The 17,719-nt window shown below is 65.5% G+C and carries 19 protein-coding genes; 14 read left to right on the forward strand and 5 right to left on the reverse strand.

The features are described from left to right. Positions 1-30: 30 nt before the first annotated feature. The 4 genes from AAGD32_11115 (at position 31) to AAGD32_11130 (ending at position 4,547) form a co-directional block, all read left to right on the forward strand. Positions 31-1,140, forward strand: coding sequence for a hypothetical protein (locus tag AAGD32_11115; GenBank protein ID MEM8874792.1), 1,110 nt, complete (start codon positions 31-33; stop codon positions 1,138-1,140). Between the two features lie 74 nt (positions 1,141-1,214). Next, the gene (locus AAGD32_11120; GenBank protein ID MEM8874793.1) at positions 1,215-2,450 is read left to right on the forward strand and encodes an endonuclease/exonuclease/phosphatase family protein; all 1,236 of its coding nucleotides are present in this window, start codon (positions 1,215-1,217) and stop codon (positions 2,448-2,450) included. 73 nt (positions 2,451-2,523) lie between these two features. Continuing rightward, entirely contained in the window at positions 2,524-3,870 is a 1,347-nt protein-coding gene (locus AAGD32_11125; GenBank protein ID MEM8874794.1) for a replication-associated recombination protein A, read from the forward strand. A gap of 62 nt (positions 3,871-3,932) precedes the next feature. Further along, a complete protein-coding gene (locus AAGD32_11130; GenBank protein ID MEM8874795.1) occupies positions 3,933-4,547 on the forward strand; it encodes a 5-formyltetrahydrofolate cyclo-ligase in 615 nt (204 codons plus the stop codon). 3 nt (positions 4,548-4,550) lie between these two features. Here AAGD32_11130 and AAGD32_11135 read toward each other — a convergent pair whose 3' ends face one another. Genes AAGD32_11135 through AAGD32_11145 form a run of 3 tightly spaced genes read right to left on the reverse strand, consistent with a single transcriptional unit; the run spans position 4,551 to position 7,607 of the window. Continuing rightward, positions 4,551-5,291 (reverse strand): hypothetical protein, encoded by a 741-nt coding sequence (locus AAGD32_11135; GenBank protein ID MEM8874796.1) that lies wholly within the window; start codon positions 5,289-5,291, stop codon positions 4,551-4,553. 19 nt (positions 5,292-5,310) lie between these two features. Continuing rightward, positions 5,311-6,309: a hypothetical protein gene (locus tag AAGD32_11140; protein ID MEM8874797.1), complete on the reverse strand. Its 999-nt coding sequence runs from the start codon at positions 6,307-6,309 to the stop codon at positions 5,311-5,313. Beyond that, on the reverse strand, positions 6,306-7,607 hold the full coding sequence (locus tag AAGD32_11145) for a TAXI family TRAP transporter solute-binding subunit (protein ID MEM8874798.1): 1,302 nt from the start codon (positions 7,605-7,607) through the stop codon (positions 6,306-6,308). Before AAGD32_11145 ends, AAGD32_11140 begins: the two co-directional genes overlap by 4 nt. Positions 7,608-7,685: 78 nt before the next feature. Here AAGD32_11145 and AAGD32_11150 point away from each other — a divergent pair, with 78 nt between their 5' ends. The 3 genes from AAGD32_11150 to AAGD32_11160 are packed head-to-tail and all read left to right on the forward strand — an operon-like array spanning position 7,686 to position 11,696. Next, entirely contained in the window at positions 7,686-8,522 is an 837-nt protein-coding gene (locus AAGD32_11150) for a hypothetical protein (protein ID MEM8874799.1), read from the forward strand. Between the two features lie 23 nt (positions 8,523-8,545). Beyond that, positions 8,546-9,922: an MATE family efflux transporter gene (locus AAGD32_11155; GenBank protein ID MEM8874800.1), complete on the forward strand. Its 1,377-nt coding sequence runs from the start codon at positions 8,546-8,548 to the stop codon at positions 9,920-9,922. Positions 9,923-9,965: 43 nt separating this feature from the next. Continuing rightward, the gene (locus AAGD32_11160) at positions 9,966-11,696 is read left to right on the forward strand and encodes an Ig-like domain-containing protein (protein MEM8874801.1); all 1,731 of its coding nucleotides are present in this window, start codon (positions 9,966-9,968) and stop codon (positions 11,694-11,696) included. On the opposite strand, the gene AAGD32_11165 is transcribed toward AAGD32_11160, so the two are convergent. Next, the gene (locus AAGD32_11165; protein ID MEM8874802.1) at positions 11,675-12,190 is read right to left on the reverse strand and encodes a hypothetical protein; all 516 of its coding nucleotides are present in this window, start codon (positions 12,188-12,190) and stop codon (positions 11,675-11,677) included. The two genes, AAGD32_11160 and AAGD32_11165, sit on opposite strands and share 22 nt — an antisense overlap. Positions 12,191-12,210: 20 nt before the next feature. On the opposite strand from AAGD32_11165, the gene AAGD32_11170 reads away from it, so the two are divergent. The 6 genes from AAGD32_11170 to AAGD32_11195 are packed head-to-tail and all read left to right on the forward strand — an operon-like array spanning position 12,211 to position 16,066. Beyond that, the gene (locus AAGD32_11170; protein ID MEM8874803.1) at positions 12,211-12,705 is read left to right on the forward strand and encodes a DinB family protein; all 495 of its coding nucleotides are present in this window, start codon (positions 12,211-12,213) and stop codon (positions 12,703-12,705) included. 31 nt (positions 12,706-12,736) lie between these two features. Beyond that, on the forward strand, positions 12,737-13,066 hold the full coding sequence (locus AAGD32_11175; protein ID MEM8874804.1) for a hypothetical protein: 330 nt from the start codon (positions 12,737-12,739) through the stop codon (positions 13,064-13,066). Next, positions 13,063-13,611 carry an ATP-binding protein gene (locus AAGD32_11180; GenBank protein MEM8874805.1) on the forward strand — a complete coding sequence of 183 codons (549 nt, stop codon included), beginning with the start codon at positions 13,063-13,065 and terminating at the stop codon, positions 13,609-13,611. Before AAGD32_11175 ends, AAGD32_11180 begins: the two co-directional genes overlap by 4 nt. Before the next feature lie 18 nt (positions 13,612-13,629). Next, positions 13,630-14,490: a hypothetical protein gene (locus tag AAGD32_11185; GenBank protein MEM8874806.1), complete on the forward strand. Its 861-nt coding sequence runs from the start codon at positions 13,630-13,632 to the stop codon at positions 14,488-14,490. A 41-nt stretch (positions 14,491-14,531) separates the two neighbouring features. Continuing rightward, positions 14,532-15,605 (forward strand): 3-isopropylmalate dehydrogenase, encoded by a 1,074-nt coding sequence (locus AAGD32_11190; protein ID MEM8874807.1) that lies wholly within the window; start codon positions 14,532-14,534, stop codon positions 15,603-15,605. Then, entirely contained in the window at positions 15,605-16,066 is a 462-nt protein-coding gene (locus AAGD32_11195) for an NUDIX domain-containing protein (GenBank protein MEM8874808.1), read from the forward strand. The genes AAGD32_11190 and AAGD32_11195 overlap by 1 nt, the downstream gene beginning before the upstream one ends. Positions 16,067-16,157: 91 nt before the next feature. On the opposite strand, the gene AAGD32_11200 is transcribed toward AAGD32_11195, so the two are convergent. Further along, complete coding sequence (locus AAGD32_11200; GenBank protein MEM8874809.1) at positions 16,158-16,664, reverse strand: GNAT family N-acetyltransferase; 507 nt, start codon at positions 16,662-16,664, stop codon at positions 16,158-16,160. A 26-nt stretch (positions 16,665-16,690) separates the two neighbouring features. Between AAGD32_11200 and AAGD32_11205 the strand changes: the two genes are divergently transcribed. Next, on the forward strand, positions 16,691-17,719 hold a 1,029-nt coding region (locus AAGD32_11205), incomplete at its 3' end, for a glycosyltransferase family 2 protein (GenBank protein ID MEM8874810.1).

Genomic DNA, 17,719 nt, shown 5'->3' on the forward strand with positions numbered 1-17,719 from the left:
GGGACGATGCGTCCGTGCTACACCGCACGCATGTCGAGTCACCGCGCCGCGATCGGAAAATCTGCCGCCGAAAAGCTTCGTGCCGCCGACGTCGGTGCGGTGCCGGCGGTGCTCGGGCTGGACGGGTTTGTGGACGAGATCATCGCGGTGGTCGACAAGCGGACGGCCGACGGGTACGAGCCGGTACCGACGATCAAGCGTTTGTCGGAAAAGATGGCCGCGGCCGCGGGTCACTCGGCCAACTACGAGCTGGTCGTCAAACGCCGCAAGCTCGGCGGTAACGGCCCGATCATGGCCAACGCCATCGCCTCGCTCGGTGCGTCCACCACCTACATCGGCAACCTCGGCGTCCCCGAGGTCGATCCGGTCTTCACCCCGCTGCTCGAACGCGCCAACGTCATCTCCATCGGCCAGCCCGGCCACACCGACGCCCTGGAGTTCGGCGACGGCAAGCTCATGCTCGGCAAGCACGAATCCCTCGGCGAGGTTAATTGGAACAACCTCATCGACCGCGTCGGCCGGGACAAACTCAAGGCTCTGCTTTCGGACGCCCGACTCATCGGCATGGTCAACTGGACCATGCTTCCGCACATGACCGACATCTGGGAGCACCTGCTCGACGAGGTCGTGCCCAACCTTGAGCAGCACGATCGCAAGCTCTTCATCGACTTGGCCGATCCGGAGAAACGCACCGCCCACGACATCAAGATGGCCCTGCAGACGCTCGCGCGGTTCCAGAAACAGATCGACGTGGTGCTCGGGCTGAACCAGAAAGAGGCCGAGCAGGTCGGCGAGCTTCTCGGTGTGAAGTCGGACGACCCGTTGACGCTGGCGGACGGGATTCGGAAGGACCTGCACATCGCGTGTTGCGTGGTTCACCCGCGTCACGGCGCGGCTGCGGCGATCGAGGGCGAGTCGGCGTGGTTCGACGGGCCGTTCGTGGAGGAACCGAAGATCAGCACCGGGGCCGGCGACCACTTCAACGCCGGGTTCAGCCTCGGCCGCGTGCTGGGGCTGAGCCTGGAGGAAAGCCTCTGCACCGGTGTCGGCACCAGCGGTTACTACGTCCGCACCGCCGAATCGCCGACTGCCGCCCAACTCGCCGACTTCGTCGAGGACCTGCCCCCGGGCAGGTCGTGAGACGGCGAGCGGCGACGGAGAAGGGGCTATGCGGAAGCCTCCCTTCGGACTTCACACGACGTTAGGATCCGCGCATGCGTTACCTCGCTTTGCTCGTTCTCATCGCCGTCGGTTGCTCCGCGAAGCCCGTCCGCTTCGCCCAGTACAACGCGTCGCTCTACCGCTCGGCTCAGGGCGAGCTGATCGAAGACCTCTCGACGCCCGACGACGAGCAGGCGCAAGCCGTCGCTGCGGTAATCCAGGAAATCCGCCCGGACGTGCTGCTCGTGAACGAGTTCGATTGGGACGCGGACGGTCGCGCGGCGGACCTGTTCCGCGAGAACTACCTGCAGGTGAGCCAGGGCGGCCGGGAGCCGATCGAGTACCCGTACGTCTATGTCGCCGAAAGCAACACCGGCATCCCCAGCGGCCACGACCTCAACAACGACGGCACCACCGGCGGCGAACTCGGCACCCGCGCCTACGGCAACGACGCCCTCGGCTACGGCACCTTCCCCGGCCAGTACAGCTTCATCCTCCTGAGCAAACACCGGCTCATGATCGGCGGCGAGCGAACCTTCGCAGAGGTTCGGTGGAAAGAAGTCGAGGTGGCGGGCGAACGCAAAGGCCGCTCAATCACGTTCGTCGGCCCGCCAGAGTCATTTTACGAATCCGCCGAACTCAAGGATTTTCGCTTAAGCAGTAAGAATCACGTCGATCTGCCCATTCTCATCAACAATCGGTGGGTCCGCACTTTGCTCAGCCACCCGACGCCGCCCGGTTTCGATGGTGACGAGGATCGGAATGGGCGACGGAACCACGATGAGATCGCGTTCTGGTCAGCCTATGTGCCGGCCAATGCTCGGGAGCTTCGTGAAAACGATGCATTGGGATTGCCAGCGATGCCGTTGGAGCGGTTCTACGACCATCCGATCGCTCCGTTCGAAATGGCAGATCAGCGGATGGCTCCGTTCATCGTTATGGGAGATCTGAATGCTGATCCGGTCGATGGTGGCTCGATCCCCGGGGCGATTGACCAACTGCTCGACCACCCGCGCGTGCAAGACCCACGGCCGCGCTCGGAGGGTGGGGCCGCGGCGGCGGTGCGGCAGGGCGGGGTCAATGCCGATCATCGCGGCGACCCGGCCCTCGATACGGGGGACTTCTCCGACAATCGCGTCGGCAACCTGCGGGTCGACTACGTGCTGCCGAGCGTTGATCTGGAGGTGGTCGACAGCGGCGTGTACTGGCCAGCCGACGGGCAAGGTTTGGAACTTGTTGAGAAAGCGAGCGACCATCGGCTCGTGTGGGTGGATGTGATCGTGAAGTAACCCCGTTTAGCGGGAGCACCAAAGGTGCCCCTGTCGACGCGGGCACCTTCGGTGCTGCCGCTAAACTGTGGGGATGGACCTCTTCGCCGATCAACGGGAAGCGAACATTCGGCGGGCGCAGCCCCTGGCCGTCCGCATGCGGCCGCGCTCGCTCGACGAAGTCGTTGGCCAACAACACTTCCTCGGCAAGGGCAAACTCCTACGCCGCATGATCGACGCGGACCGGCTCACGTCCGCCGTTTTCTACGGCCCGCCCGGCACCGGCAAGACCACGCTCGCCGCCGTCATTGCCAATCACACCAAGTCGCACTTCGCGATGCTCAACGCCGTCAACAGCGGCGTGAAGGAAGTCCGCGCCGTCCTCGACGCCGCCCGTGAACGCCTGGGCCACGGCGGCTCGCGCACGCTGCTCTTCCTCGACGAGCTCCACCGCTTCAACAAAGCCCAGCAGGACATCCTCCTTGGCGACGTCGAGACCGGCACCATTCTGCTCATCGGTGCGACGACGGAAAACCCGTTCTTCGCGATCAACTCCGCACTCGTCTCACGCAGCCAGATCTTCCAGTTCCAACCGCTCAGCGAAGACGAAGTCAAAGCGTTGCTTCGCACCGCGATGACCGACGACGAGCGTGGCTTCGGCAAGCTCGACCTCACCGTCGACGACGACGCGCTCGGCCTGTTCGCCACGCTTAGCGATGGCGACGCGCGTCGCGCCCTCAGCGGCCTCGAAGTCGCGGTGCTCAGCCAGCTCGCCGAGACCGAACACGACGACCTCGACGCGGCCATGGGCCAAGAGGAGCAAGCCGATGCCGTCCACGTCACGCTCGACATCGCCGAGCAATCGACCCAGCGCAAGGCCATCGTCTACGACCGTCTCGGCGACGCCCACTACGACGCGGCCAGTGCGTTCATCAAGAGCATGCGCGGCGGCGATCCCGACAGCGCGCTCTACTGGCTCGCGACCATGCTCGAAGCCGGCGAGGACCCACGGTTCATCGCGCGCCGCATCGCGATCTTTGCCTCCGAGGACATCGGCATGGCCGACCCGATGGCGATCAGCGTCGCGGCGTCGGCGTTTGAGATTGTCACACGCATCGGCATGCCCGAGGGCAAACTGACGCTCGCCCATGCCGTGGTCCACATGGCCACCGCGCCCAAGAGTCGCAGCGCGACGAACGCGATCAGTCTTGCGGCCAAGGACGTTGCCGAGGCCCGGACCGTGCCGGTTCCTCGGCACCTGCGTGATTCGCATTACAGTGGCGCCGAATTACTCGGCCACGGTCGGGCTGCGGCGAAACCGGATGCTGATGCGTCTGACTACTTTGGTGTTGACGCCGCCTACTACGAGCCGACCGATCGCGGTTTCGAGGCGACGATTCGCGCCCGTTTTGAAAGCGACCCGAATCGGTCAAACGGCTAGTTTTGATGAACCACAAGTCGTTCGTAGGTGTCTGACGGGGAGAACTTTTTCGAGGAGCACGAATGGCTCGGTTGTTACAGGACAAGGCAACGATTCGCCGCGAACTGCGGTCGGCGGTATCGGCGTTGGACGAGCAGCACCGACACGAAGCGTCGGCGGAGATCGCCGCGCAAATCGTCGCCTTGCGTGAGTGGCAACGGGCGCGGGTCGTGATGCTCTACATGGCACTGCCGACGGAGGTGCAGACGGCCGCGCTGGCACTGCGTGCCTGGCAAGACGGCAAGACCGTGTGTCTGCCGCGGGTTGATTTCGATCAGCGCAAGATGGCCGCGATCACCGTGGCCAGCTTCTCTGATGACATGGACACCGTGCCGGGGACGAGCGGTGAGGGTAAGTACCTCTTGCAACCGACTGCCGGGCGACCGATGCCGGTCCGGGAGATTGATCTGCTTATCGTTCCAGGCCTCGGGTTCACACCTTGCGGCAAGCGCATCGGTCGTGGCGGCGGTTTTTATGATCGCTTCCTCACGCCCGACACCTTCTTCGGTACCAAGCTCGGCGTCTGCTTCGATTGCCAACTTGTTGAAGCGTTGCCGACGCAATCACATGACATCACGCTCGATCTCGTCGCAACGCCGGGCACCGTGCATCGCAACTGCGGTGAGCTACTGGATTGAGCGTCACCGCCCCGCGCCGCGGAGTCGGTTGCCGCGGTGTTGCACGGCCAGTGCGTCGTCAAGCGTCGTGACGTGGGCCGGCTCTAGGCCGAACTTTTCCTCGCACTGTTCGACCTCGCCGCGGTGGGTGAGAAGCAGATCCTCAAGCGTCGCGTCGGGGGGTAGGCGGTTCAGTCGAACGCCGGCCGCGCCGCCTTCGTCGAGCCCGTCGGTGTTGCTCGTGCTGACGAGCAGGTATTGTGAGTCGTCGCCGTCCGCGGTGAGTTCGGTTTCCAGATCGACAATGCGCAGGTCCTTGTCGCGCAGCCGCTTGAATCCGCCGGGCACGTGTTGGGCCAGCGCGGCGAGCGTGCCCTTGTCGTCCGACAAAAGGCGGAGGATCACGCGGTTGCCGGTGACGTCTTCGACGTCGAGATCCTCGACATCGCCGAGGTGTCGAAAGCCTTCCCGTTCGAGGTCGCGCTGAAGGTTGTCGTACCACGCCCGGTCGAAGCCGGTCAGGTCGGTGACTTCGCGGAACTCGTGATCGCGCATGTAGAGCCGGCCGCGACGATGGCCGGCCGGGTGGCGGCCGGTACCACGCATGTTGGAGAGAATGAACGACACCACACCGAGCGTGCCGAAGAGCAGCATGAACCCGCCCGCGACCTGGTAGCCCGTCGAGGTGGCCTGCACGATGCGGAAGAGCCCGAAGGTGCAGAAGCCCAGATGGACCGGCAGCATGTACCAACGCTGTCTGAGCATGGCCAGAAGCGTAGGGGTGTCAGTCGATGGGGCCGGCAACGTGCGGCCGTGCCCAGAGCAGACCGATGATGATCAGGCCGATTTGCACAATGCCGCCGATGACGATCGGCCACGATGGAAAGTCGTCGAGCATCGCTCCGAACTGCTGCACCTGTTGGTCCGAGAGTGCGGCGAACATGTTGTCCTCGGCAAACAACGGCGTGACTGTGATCGACAACGCCCAGAGAAGCAGCACGACCGCCGCGATGATCCAGCCGGCGAAGTTACGTTGCCAGACCAGCCACGCCGCAAGCAAGAGCAGCGCGGCCCCGAGCGCCAAACCGATCATGGCCGGAGCTCCGGTTAGATATGTCGCGAACGCCGGCAGGATCGGGTTGACGATGCTCGTCAAGCCGAACAAAGCGGCGAGCGCGAGCCACACCGCCAACGCCAACGCCGGGATCGGCAAGTGCGCGCCGAAGTACCCGCGTGGGTCGCAGCGTTCCAACGCGTCGGCGACATCCTGACGGCGGAAATACAACGCATACATCAACGGCAACCCGACGCCGAACAGCAACGTGAAGACGCCCCCGACGATCATGCCGACCATCATCGCCTGATCCTGGCTGAACGGCGTGTTGGGATTTGTGCCGACGTCGGTCGAGGCGGTGGCCGGGATGGACCATGTCGATACCACGCCGATCACCCTGGCGAGGCCGAAGCCGACCGCCGGGACCGAGATCGCCAGCGTGTACGGCCGAACCCAGCGTTGCCCACGCACCATGCCGATGCCGCCGGCGGTCAACACAATGGCCGCGACGAGGTAAATGGCCATGGCCGCGATGATCTGGCCGATCATTACGGTGTCGACGCCCGGCGAACCGGTCTGCTGCGCTGCCGCGTACAAGCCGATCGGCGAGGCAATCGTGATGCAACCCGATAGCGCGGCGAGGATCAACGTGATGACGCCGTACGCGATCATCGCACCCGGCGGGCCGGGCTTGACGTTGGCACTGCGGTACTCAAGCGGTTCGGTCATGCCGGTAGCGTACCGGATGGGTCCCGCGCCGCCTTCTCCAGCCGACGTTCGAGGAACTGAACGTGTAGCCGAAGGTCGTATAGCTCGTCCATGTAGCTCAGCGGAACGTTGACCCGGGCGATCTCGCGGTCGAGCTCGGCGACATCCGCGCGAAGCTTGTCGAGGTCGGCATCGTGTCGCAATTGCTGGCTGATGTCGTTGAGCCGTTTGTACCAACGGTAAATACGCCGCCGAACTCGCCAGCGATACGTCGGCGGCGCGATGCGCAACAGCGGAATCAACAGTCCGAGCAACGGGAGCATCAGGATGAGCAGTCGATCGATCAGCGACGCCGCCCAGAACGGCAGTCGGCGGTGCAGGAAGTTGGGGCCGTTGCGTAGGGCGTAGTCGGCGGCGTCGGACATGGCGACATCGCCGACGCTGCGACGGGGATAGGTGCCGGGCGGATCGAGCGCGTCGCCCTTGCCGTGGATGCTGGTGGCGGCGTAAATGCCGAGCGTGGCGATGCCCGAGTGCGTGTCGGCGCTGGCCATGAGCACGGCGGCGGGCGCGACCAGCCGGGTGTCGCGGCGGGGCAGGTCGGCCGCGAGATCGACCGCCCCCTCGTGAAGCGTGATCGGCCGCAGGAAGCGGAACCTGCCCGCAAGTGCTTCGGCCCGCCGAAAGTCCGCCAGCTCGATGCCCGGACTCGAAAGCAATTTGGAGACCGTCGGCCCGTCGGGGCTGAGCACGAAGAACGCCGCGTCGAGTTCGCCGTCGATCAATGCCTGGGTCGCGTCACTGCTACCGAGATCGACGCGCTCGGCGTTGACGCCAACGGCATCGAGCAGCGCCGTCGCGATCGGCCGGGTTCCGCTGCCGGGCATGCCCACCGCGACTCGTCGGCCTTCGAGCCGGGACAACTCGAAGTCGGCCGCCGGGATGCCCCGCAAAAACAGCATCACCGGCTCGGCGTACACGTCGGCCAGCGCGACGAGTTGCTCACGGTGTTCGGCGCGGACGGTCCCGCCCTGCACAAAGGCAAGGTCCGCCTCACCGGCGAGAAGTTTTTCGATGTTCTCGACGCTGCCGGCCGTCTCCAGCAAGGTGACGCCCACGCCCCGGTCGGCGAACTCAGTGGCGTATTGCTCGGCAAACGCGTGATACGCACCGCCTGGCGCGCCGGACGCGAACGTGATCGCGCCCGGCGGCGCCGGCTCGACGAACCACCACGCCAACGCAAACCCAAGCAGCGACAGGAGCACGGTCGGGCCCCAGATCGTCAACCAGCTCCAACGCGATTCCAGCTTTGCCGACACGCACGCATTATCCCGGTTTATTATCATTCCGCCATGTAGCTTCTGTTTTGGTTCGTGGTTCTGGGGGGTTCAGTCGTGATGCTCTGGCGATTTGATGGGGCGTGGCCGATGTTCGCGTACGTCGGCATTGTGCTCGGCGGATTGGGCGTGGCTCAGCAGATCGTCGCGATCATGCTGCGACGCATCGCGGCCGACGGGCACGACACCGGCGACGGCTACGCCAACATCGCTCAAGCGAGCAAGCTGCTGGAGAATGAGCAGCTCGAGTGGGTGGAGCGGAAAGAGCACGAGATGGTCGCGTTGCCAGGGGTCGATATTCGGTGGTGCAACGCACGTGAGGCCGAGTTGGTCGAAGCGGGTTTTCGACGGCTCGGTCATCTCGAAAGCCTCGCCGCAACACGCCAGTGGCCGAGCATGCGCTCGATCGTCCGTGTACTCGTTCGGCCTGACGGAACCAGTGCCGCCATCTATGACGTGAAGGTCCGCGGACTTATGCGGGTGTTCGTGCTGCTACGTGCGATCCCCAATCACATCCGCACCGTCGAGATCGAGACCGAGTTTGACGATGGCACCTTCCTCCTGACCAACAACTGCGCGAAAGTCAATCTCATGGACGCACCGTCGGTGATCCATCGTAAACAGCACCCGACTGATAAGCCCGTCGGCGAATTGCTTGTGGATCACGACGAGCGACTCGCCGAGCGGTTGAACCAAGCCGGCGTGGCGATCCGGCCCGTGCGGACGATGCGTGACGGGATCGGTTCGCAGATGCGGATGGACGCCTTGAAGTCGAAGTTTCGCAAGCAGGTCGGCCCGCTCACCGACACCGAAGCCGAGCGGTTTGTCGAGCCGTACCAGGACGAATCGGCGGAAGAGCTGCAGGAGAAGCTACGCGCCGCCGCGGACAAACGTTGACCCGACGGGCGCTACCATCGTCCGTGCTTCAGCCGGGTTCGACATCCGTTTCCAACCCGGCGTTGCTGCGACGACTGCTTTGGCTTAGCGGCCCGATCCTGCTCGAACACTTCTTGCACATCGCCGTCGGGCTCACCGACACCTACTTGGCCAACAACCTCGTGCCGGGCAACGAGCAGGCGAACGCCACCGCTGCCGCGGCGATCGGGTCGGTGACGTACATCGGCTGGTTGCTCGGCCTGTTCGCCGGTGCGTTCGGCACCGGGGCGACGGCGATCATCGCGCGGGCGATCGGGGCCAAGCACAAACGCATCGCCAATGCCGGTTGCGGTCAAGCGTTGCTGCTGGGCATGACCGCCGGCGTCGTCGTGGGCATCCCGGCATCGATCTTCTCGGGCACCGTGGCGACGTGGTTCAACCTCGGCCCCGACGCGACGGTGCAGGCGGGCATCTACATCCGCTGGCTCGGGCTGGCGGTGCCGTTCATGGTCACGCTCTTCGTCGCCAACGCCTGCCTGCGCGGCGCGGGCGACACGCTTCGGCCGGCGCTGCTCATGGGCTTGGTCGACGGGCTCAACGTGCTGCTTAGTTTCGCGCTGGTGCGTGGCTGGTTCGGGTTACCGCAGCTGGGTTTCGCGGGCGTGGCGATCGGGACGGCGTTGTCGTACAGCCTCGGCGGAACCCTTGCATTGGCATTGCTGTTCACCGGCCGCAGCAAGCTACGCCTGACCGTGCGTCGGCTCGCGCCCAACGTGGCGATGGCCCGTCGGATCCTGCGCATCGGCGTGCCGAGTATGTTCGAGGGCGCGTTGCACTGGGGCGCGAACTTCATCGTGCTGCTCATGGTCAACGGCCTGGGCACGGTCTCGGCCGCGGCACACAACGTTACGATTCGGCTCGAGAGCTTTTCGTACATGTCGGGCTTCGCGGTTGCGACGGCGGTCGCCACGATGGTCGGCCAGGCGCTGGGCCGGCAAGACCCAGGTGAGGCACGCCGGGCGGCGCTGATCGGCTTCGCGGTCGGCGGCGGGGGGATGGCTTTGCTCGGCGTTTCGTTCCTGTTGCTCAGCGGTGCGTGGGCGGGCTGGCTCGCGGAGAACCCGAGCATCACCGCGCTCTCGGCCGACACGCTCTGGATCGCCGGCTTCGCCCAGGTCGGTTTCGCGGCGTACCTGATCTTCGCCGGCGGACTCCGTGGGGCGGGCGATACCACCTGGGTGATGATCCTCAACATCGTCAGTACGGTCGCGGTCCGGCTCGTCGGCGTGTTGATCGTGGTCCAATATTTCGACCTGGGCCTGCGGGCGGTTTGGTGGGTGCTCAGCGCGGAACTTTGCGTGCGGGGCGTGCTGATGTTCTCCCGGTTCGCGAGTGGCCGATGGGCGCTGGTGAAGGTCTGAAAACCGCGTTCAGCGCCCGAACGTACGGCCCGATATGATGACCATGCGCACGAAGTTGCCCTGGCTGTTGGTCGTGGTGGTTCTCTTCACCGGCGTGGCGTTCTCCGCGGCGGCGGTGTGGCTGGGGAAGATGGAGAGCAGCGCCCTCGCCGAGCGCGAGAGCCGGCCGACGGTGACCGGCTCGCGGCCGGCCGATGGCGAGTCGGCGTTCAACCCGCTCGACGGACTTGCGGCCGACGTGCGGTTGCCGACGGCCGGGGCCGGGGTCGATCCGGAGACGCTCGAAGCGGCGGTGACGCTCGTCGACCTCGAAACCGGCGAACCGGTCAAAGTCCTACGCAACACCACCGGTTCCGGCGACGCGATCATTGTTCAGCCGATCAATCCGCTCGAACAGGGCCGGCGTTACAAGTTCGAAATCACCGACGCGCTCAAGGACCGGTCCGGCGCGGCTTTCACGCCGTACGCCGCCGAGTTCACGACCGCGACGGGGATCAAGCTCGAGACGATCGACGTCGCGTTCGAGAAGGTCGACCTCGACACGGAGTTGGAGCGTGACGCGTTCACTTGCCTGGCGCTCGGGCCGGACGGCCGGCTTTATGCCGGGACATTCGCGGGCGTGCTCCACCGTTGGGACATCGCCGAGAACGGCACGCTCGTCAACGGCGAGCAGTTCATGTCCGTCCTCGCCGCCAACGGTGGCCCGCGCATGATCATGGGCTTTGCGTTCTCGCCGGACGGGCGGACGCTTTGGGTCAGCCACGGCCAGATGGTTCCGCCCAACGAAACCGGCACCATCGCCGGCGCGGACGACTTCACCGGCAAGATCAGCACGCTCGATGTGGCCGACCTGAGCAACTACACCGACGTCATCGTCGGCTTGCCGCGCGGGTTCAAGGATCACCTCAACTTTCAGCCCGCCTTTGGGCCGGACGGTCGGCTGTACTTCAACCAGGGCTCGCACACTTCCACCGGCTCGCCGGACAACAAGTGGGGCCTGCGTGAAGAGCGGCTGCTCACGGCTGCGGTGCTCGCGCTCGATCCCGAGGCATTGCCGGCAACGCTGCCGCTCGATGTCACGACGGAGGCCGGCGGTGGCGACTACGACCCGTTCGCCGAGGACGCGGCGCTTCGCATCCACGCCACGGGTATTCGCAGCGGTTACGACATGCTCTGGCACTCCAACGGCAAGCTCTATAGCGGCATCAACGGCGCGGCCGCGGGCGGAAAGTCGCCCGGCGGTGACGGCGTTCCCGCGATCGACAACGTCAAACTCACCACCGACGATCTCCTGCTCGCGATCGAGGCCGGCGGTTACTACGGCCACCCGAATCCCGTCCGCGGCGAGTTCGTCCTCAACGGCGGCAACCCGACCGCCGGCGTCGATCCGCAGGAGATTCAGCAGTACCCGGTCGGCACGCAGCCGCTGGGCAACTGGCGCGAGCCGGCGTTTGTCTTCGGCAAGAACCTCTCGCCCAACGGGCTGGTCGAGTGGACCAGCGGCGTGTTCGGCGACGAGCTCGGTGGGGCGATCCTCGTGACCCGCTACAGCGCCGGCGACGATGTGGCCGTGCTCATCCCCGGGCCCGACGGTCGCATCACCGAAACGCTGCAAGGCGTCAACGGCCTGACGCAGTTCACCGATCCGCTCGACCTCGTGCTCGACGAGCAGCGCGGTCATCTCTACATCGCCGAGTACGGCGGCCGCCGCATCACACTCGTCCGTCCGACTGATGGCAAGAGTGAAAAAGTCTACCGCCGTGTGGTGGAGTGATCGGAACGCGGTTCGTTGGTCGTGATCCACAACTGCCCGTGATGGTGCAGCATCGCGGTGGCCGGGGTTGCCGCGTCGGGAAACGTCGCGTGCCAGTCGCTCTCGACGAACAGCACCGTGAGCACTGGGCGAAACGTGTCGGCATCATCGAACTCGACGGCGTGGGCGAGGTTGTCCGGCAGGCCGAGCGTCAGCCCGGCGGCGTCGAGGACGGCTTGCCCGTTGCCGCCGTGGTGGAGTTCGTGAGCCCAGTGATGTGCGGGTGTCAGCCAGAGCCGACCGCCGACACGTTGCCAGAGGTCGAGCAAACGTCCGGTCAGATCGTGGGTTCTGCGCACGTCGAGGCCCGGCCGGATGCTTGCGTCCTCGCCGTTGATGTAACCGACGATCCGTCCGTTTGGCACATGAAACGCGCCGCCGTTCGGATACGCCGGTTCCAGTCCCTGTGTCGCCAGCGTTTCAAGCACCTGCTCGTATTCCACGATCTGCGGCATCGCCAACCCTACGCTTATCCATGAGCGCCAACGCACAAACCGCCATCGCCCACGGGATCGCAGGCAGCAAGTGGATGATCGAGAGATTCTGCCATGACCTCACCGTCGAGGAGTGGCACCACCGCCCGTGTACCGGGGCCAACCCCGCGGCCTGGATCCTCGGGCACCTGATCCTGACGCAACGCCAATTCCTTGGCATGGTCGGTTCGGACAAGCTCCCGGACTTGCCCGAGGGCTTCGAGGGCAAGTTCCCGCGTGACAAGACGGCCGCCGATGCCGCGACCGACTTCGGCGACGTGGCACAGTTGCTGCCGATCTTCGCCGAGCATTGCGATCTGCTCGCCGCGGCGGTGATGGCCGCTTCCGACGAGGCGCTCGGCAGCGACTTGGAAAATGCGTTCGGTCCGAACAAGACCGTCAGCGACGCGTTGATCTTCGCCGGGTTGCATGTCGCGAGTCACGCCGGTCACATCAGCACGATCCGCCGCAGCCTCGGCAAGCCGCCTGTGGTGTGATACGCTGGCATCCATCCGACGGAGCACCACCATGGACATCGACTACGCGCCCGGCGACCTGAAAACCTCACCCCCACGCACGGTCTTGCGCATGGCCGGCGGCATGGGACGTTGGTGCATGGTGCGGGTGGGGTGGCCGGTCGTCGTCTGGACGCTGCGGGTCGTTTGCTACCTCGTCGGGGCGATGTCCTTGGTCATTGCCTGGCTCGCCCTGCGCGTTGCGCGTTTGCGTTGGCACCATGTCCGTTCGGCCGCATGGTCGCTCAGGCTGCGGTTCATTCGGACACGCAATCGGCTGCTGGACTTGAACCCATGGCGTGAGGTCGTGCCGACGGCGTCTCTGGTTCAAGCGAGTCCATGAAGATCGTGCTCACAGGCGCGCCGGGCAGCGGCAAGACGACGATCGGTGCGCGGATCGCCGCGACCCGGCCCACACTGACGCACATCGCCGAGGCGGCGACGCATGTCTACACCGAACGCGGCCAGCGTTGGGATCGCGTCGATGTCGAGACCAGGCGTGACATCCAACGCGAAATCTATCGGCATCAGGTGGCGGCGGAAGCAGCGGTTGATGGGCCGGTGCTGTTGGACCGCGGCACGGTCGACGGGGCGGCGTACTGGCCCGACGGACCGGCCGCGTACTGGGACGACCTCGGCACGACCCACGAAGCGGAGCTTGCCCGGTACGACGCGGTGTTATTGCTGGAACCTTCGGTGGTGGTGGGCGTCTACGACGGCGCGTCGAGCAATGCGGTGCGGTTCGAGGATGAGGAGGGTGCGCTGGCCAACGCGACGTTCCTCGCCGAGTTGTGGCGACCGCACGCGAACCTGCTCGAGATCAAGGCGACCGAGTCGTTCGACGAAAAGGTCGCGGCCGTGAACGCGGTTCTCGACCGACTGCTCTGACCCGGGCTACGGTGAGTCATGCGCTATCTGACCGACGGTTCCAACGACGCCCCGAAGTTCGCCCCGTTCTTTCACACCGGCACGCTCGACAGCCTGCCGGCCAACTCGACTTTCCCAGGTGTCGAGGGCGCGGAACTGGCGGCGTTGCTGAAGGAACATGGCTACGTCGGTGTTCAGGGCTTCGACGATTCGTTCCGTGCGGACGCTCAGGCGGGTGGCTTGCGAACCGCGGGCGGCATGGGACGGCAGTCTGATCCGGCCGCTTATGACGATCTCACACGCGAAGCCAAGGACAGCGGCCACGTCTGTGCGACGCTCCACGTCGGCAACGGCCTCGAATCCGACGCCGAGGCCGATCGGCTTCTCGGGGCCGTCGTCGAGGCGTCGGCGAAGTACGAATTTCCGTTGTACGTCGAGACGCACCGTGCCACGGTGACCCAAGATGTCTGGCGCACCGTCGAACTGGTGAAGCGTCATCCCGACCTGTGCATCAACGGCGACTTCAGCCATTGGTACACCGGGCTCGAAATGCCGTATGCCGGCGTCGATGCGAACATGGATTACGCCCAGCCGGTCCTGGATCGCGTCGGGTACATGCACGGTCGCATCGGCAACAGTGGTTCAATGCAGGTCGACATCGGTGACGGCACCAGCGCCGCCGGCCAGCACGTCGCGGACTTCGAGAATATCTGGGGTCGGTGCTTCGCGGCGTTCAAGCGCAACGCACCGGCGGGGGCGTACCTGCCGCTGGCCCCGGAGCTTCTGCGCGGCGGCGACATCAACTACGCCCGTGTTTTCGACGGTCGTGAGGAGACCGACCGTTGGCAGCAGGCCGGCGTGATGATCCGGATGGCGCAGCGGTTGTTCGAGGCAGCTTGACACGGTGTGTCTTGACGCGATGTGTCCTAACCTGTCGGCTCATGTCGAACGAACTGAACATTGCGGTGATGCCCGGCGACGGGGTCGGGCCGGAGGTCGTGGCCGAGGGTGTGAAGCTGATGCGGGCCGCCGGTGAGCGGTTCGGTTTCTCGGTGAAAACCTCCGACCATCCCTGGGGTGCCGAGCACTACCTCAAGACCGGCGAGACGCTCCCCGACAAGGCACTCGCCGAGCTTGCGCAGCATGACGCGATCTTCTTCGGCGCCGTGGGCGTCGACCCGGCTGGCATGAAGCAAATCCCGCAAGGCCTGCTCGAAACCGACATCCTTCTCAAGCTGCGTTTTCAGTTGGACCAGTACGTGAACCTCCGGCCGTGCAAACTGCTCGCCGGTGTGAAGACCCCGTTGGCGAACGTCGGGCCCGACGACATGGACATGGTCATCGTCCGCGAGAACACCGAGGGTTTGTACTGCGGGCAGGGTGGCTTCCTCTATAAGGACACGCCCCACGAAGTCGCCAACCAGATCGAGGTCACGACGCGCCACGGCGTCGAGCGGGTGATCCGCTACGCCTTCGAGTACGCCAAGACCCACGGCCGCAAGAAGGTCACGCTCGTGGCCAAGACCAACGTGCTGCGCTTCGCGCACAGTCTGTGGAAGCGGGCGTATGACGCGGTCGCCGCCGAGTACCCGGGCATCGAGCAGGAGTACCACCACGTCGACGCGTGCTGCATGTACATGGTCACCCGGCCCGGCGATTACGACGTGATCGTCACGACCAACATGTTCGGCGACATCATCACCGATCTCGCCGCGGCGATCCAGGGGGGCATGGGCATGGCCGCCAGCGGCAACCTCGACCCGACCAAGACCAACGCCAGCATGTTCGAGCCCGTCCACGGCAGTGCCCCCGACATCGCCGGCCAGGGCAAAGCCAACCCGCTTGCCAGCTGCATGTGCGCCGGGATGATGCTGGAGTTCCTCGGCCAGCCTGAGGCTGCGAACGCGGTGAATACCGCGATTGCCAAGGTCGTCGAGTCGGGCCCGACGACGGCCGACCTCGGCGGAAGTGCGAGCACGGCGGAAGTTGGCGACGCACTGGTTGCGGCACTCTGATGCCTGTTTCCGATTACATCGCCAACCTCCGCACCCGCATCGGGCATGGCCTGCTCATGCTCCCCGGCGTCTGCGCGATCATCGTGCGGGACGGCCGAGTCCTGCTTCAGCGCCGGGCCGACACGGGCGAGTGGGGGACCGTCGGCGGGGCGGTCGATCCCGGCGAGACGCCGGCGGTCGCGGTGCTGCGTGAGGCCAAGGAAGAGACCGGCCTCGCCATCGCCATCGACCGTGTGGCCGGCGTGTACAGCTCGCCGGAGATCGTGTACCCCAACCGCGACCGCTGCATCTACGTGACGACGAGCTTCCGTTGCCGCGTGGTCGGCGGGACGCTGGAAGCGGTTGACGGTGAGTCGGCGGAACTGCGTTGGTTCGACCCGGCGGATTTGCCGCCGCTGCACGGTGATGCGAACGTGCGCGTCCACGACGCGCTGCCCGAACACGGCGAAGCGAAGTGGTGAATGCTGACAACCGCGTTGCGGAGCAACGCAGCTACGTCTTCGACAACGACAACGACAACGCATAGCTGCGTTGCCCCGCAACGCGGTTAGATCAGATCCCGCGGATCCGCGCCATCATCAACGCGTCGACATACTTGCCTTCTCGGAACCCGTGCGCCCGCTGCACGCCTTCGTCCTCGAAGCCGAACTTGCGGTACAGTGCGATGCCCGGCTCGTTGTCGACGAACACGCACAGTTCCAGGCGTTTGAGGTCGAGCCAGTTGTCGGCGTGATTGACGATCGCGTGCATGAGCGCCGTCCCGACGCCGCGGCCGTGGTGGTCGTCGTGGACACCCATGCCGATGTCGCCGATGTGTTGGCGGCGCGGGCGTTGGTCGTGCTTGAGCGAGCCGCTGCCAACGACGGTCCCGTTGACTTCGGCGACGAAGCTGTAGAGACCGGGCGGACGGTTGTTGAGCCGCTCCTCCCATTCGGTCACCGTCGGCAGCGGCATCTGCAGCGTGTGCGCTTGGGCCAACGGCTGCGAGAAGACCGCGTGCAGGGCCGCCGCGTCGCTCGGTTCGGAGCGTCGAACGGTGATGTCGGCGTGCGATTCCATGGCCGGCAGTGTATCAACCATGTCCCGTGTACTTCTGGCTTCACATCGTGCTCGGTCCGTTGCCGTGGTTGCTGCTGCTGATCGGCATGAACTCCGGCCGGGCGAAGATGGCCCGACTGCAACGCGCCGGGCCGCAGCCGATGCCGGCCGAGCCGCCGAGCGTCACCGTGGTGGTGCCCGGCAAGGACGAGGAAGGGCACATGGCCGCGACGTTGGCGTCGGTGCTCGCGCTGGACTGGCCGGACCTGCGGGTGATCGCAGTGGACGATCGCTCGACCGATCGAACGCCGACGATTATCGACGAACTCGCGGCGAACGAGCCGAAGCTGTCGGCGGTCCACATCGAATCGCTGCCCAACGGCTGGCTCGGCAAGTGCCACGCGCTTTGGTCGGCGACGCGATCGGTGGACACCGACTGGCTGCTGTTCATCGACAGCGACGTGCTCGTCGAGCCGGGGGCTTTGCGGGACACGTTGAGCTTGGCGTTGCAGCGGAATTTTCAGGCGGTGAGTTTGCTCAGTCGGATTCGGCCGCAGAACTTCCTAGAGCGTTGGCTGGTGCCGGTGTGTGCCGCGACGTGGGCGACGATGTTCGCGATCAGCCAGACCAACGAGCCGACCCGAAAGGGGGCTGCGGCCAATGGGCAGTTCTTCCTGGTCCGCCGCGACGTTTACGAAGAAGTCGGCGGCCACGAAGCGGTGCGGGCGAAGATCACCGAGGACGTCGCGCTCATGCGCAACCTCAAGAACGCCGGCCACCGCACTCGGCTCTTCTCGGCACCGCACCTGGTCGCCACGCAGATGCACGCGACTTGGGAACAAATCCGCAACGGCTGGGCGCGCATCTACACCGGCACGTCGGACGGCGGCCGGGGGCGGATCGCGTTCGGGCTGTTGCTCGTGCTGGGGGTGTTGGTGTCGCTGGCGTTGTTGCCGTGGTCGCCGCTGGCGTCGGCGTTGCACTTGGGGCTCGCGGCGGTTTGGCTTTTGGCGGTGTACGCGATGGCGGGGGTGGGGGTCTGGCCGGTGGTGCTGCTGCCGGCAACGTTCGCGGCG

The organism is Planctomycetota bacterium (assembly GCA_039182125.1).
In the GTDB taxonomy this organism is placed as follows: Bacteria; Planctomycetota; Phycisphaerae; order Tepidisphaerales; family Tepidisphaeraceae; genus JBCDCH01.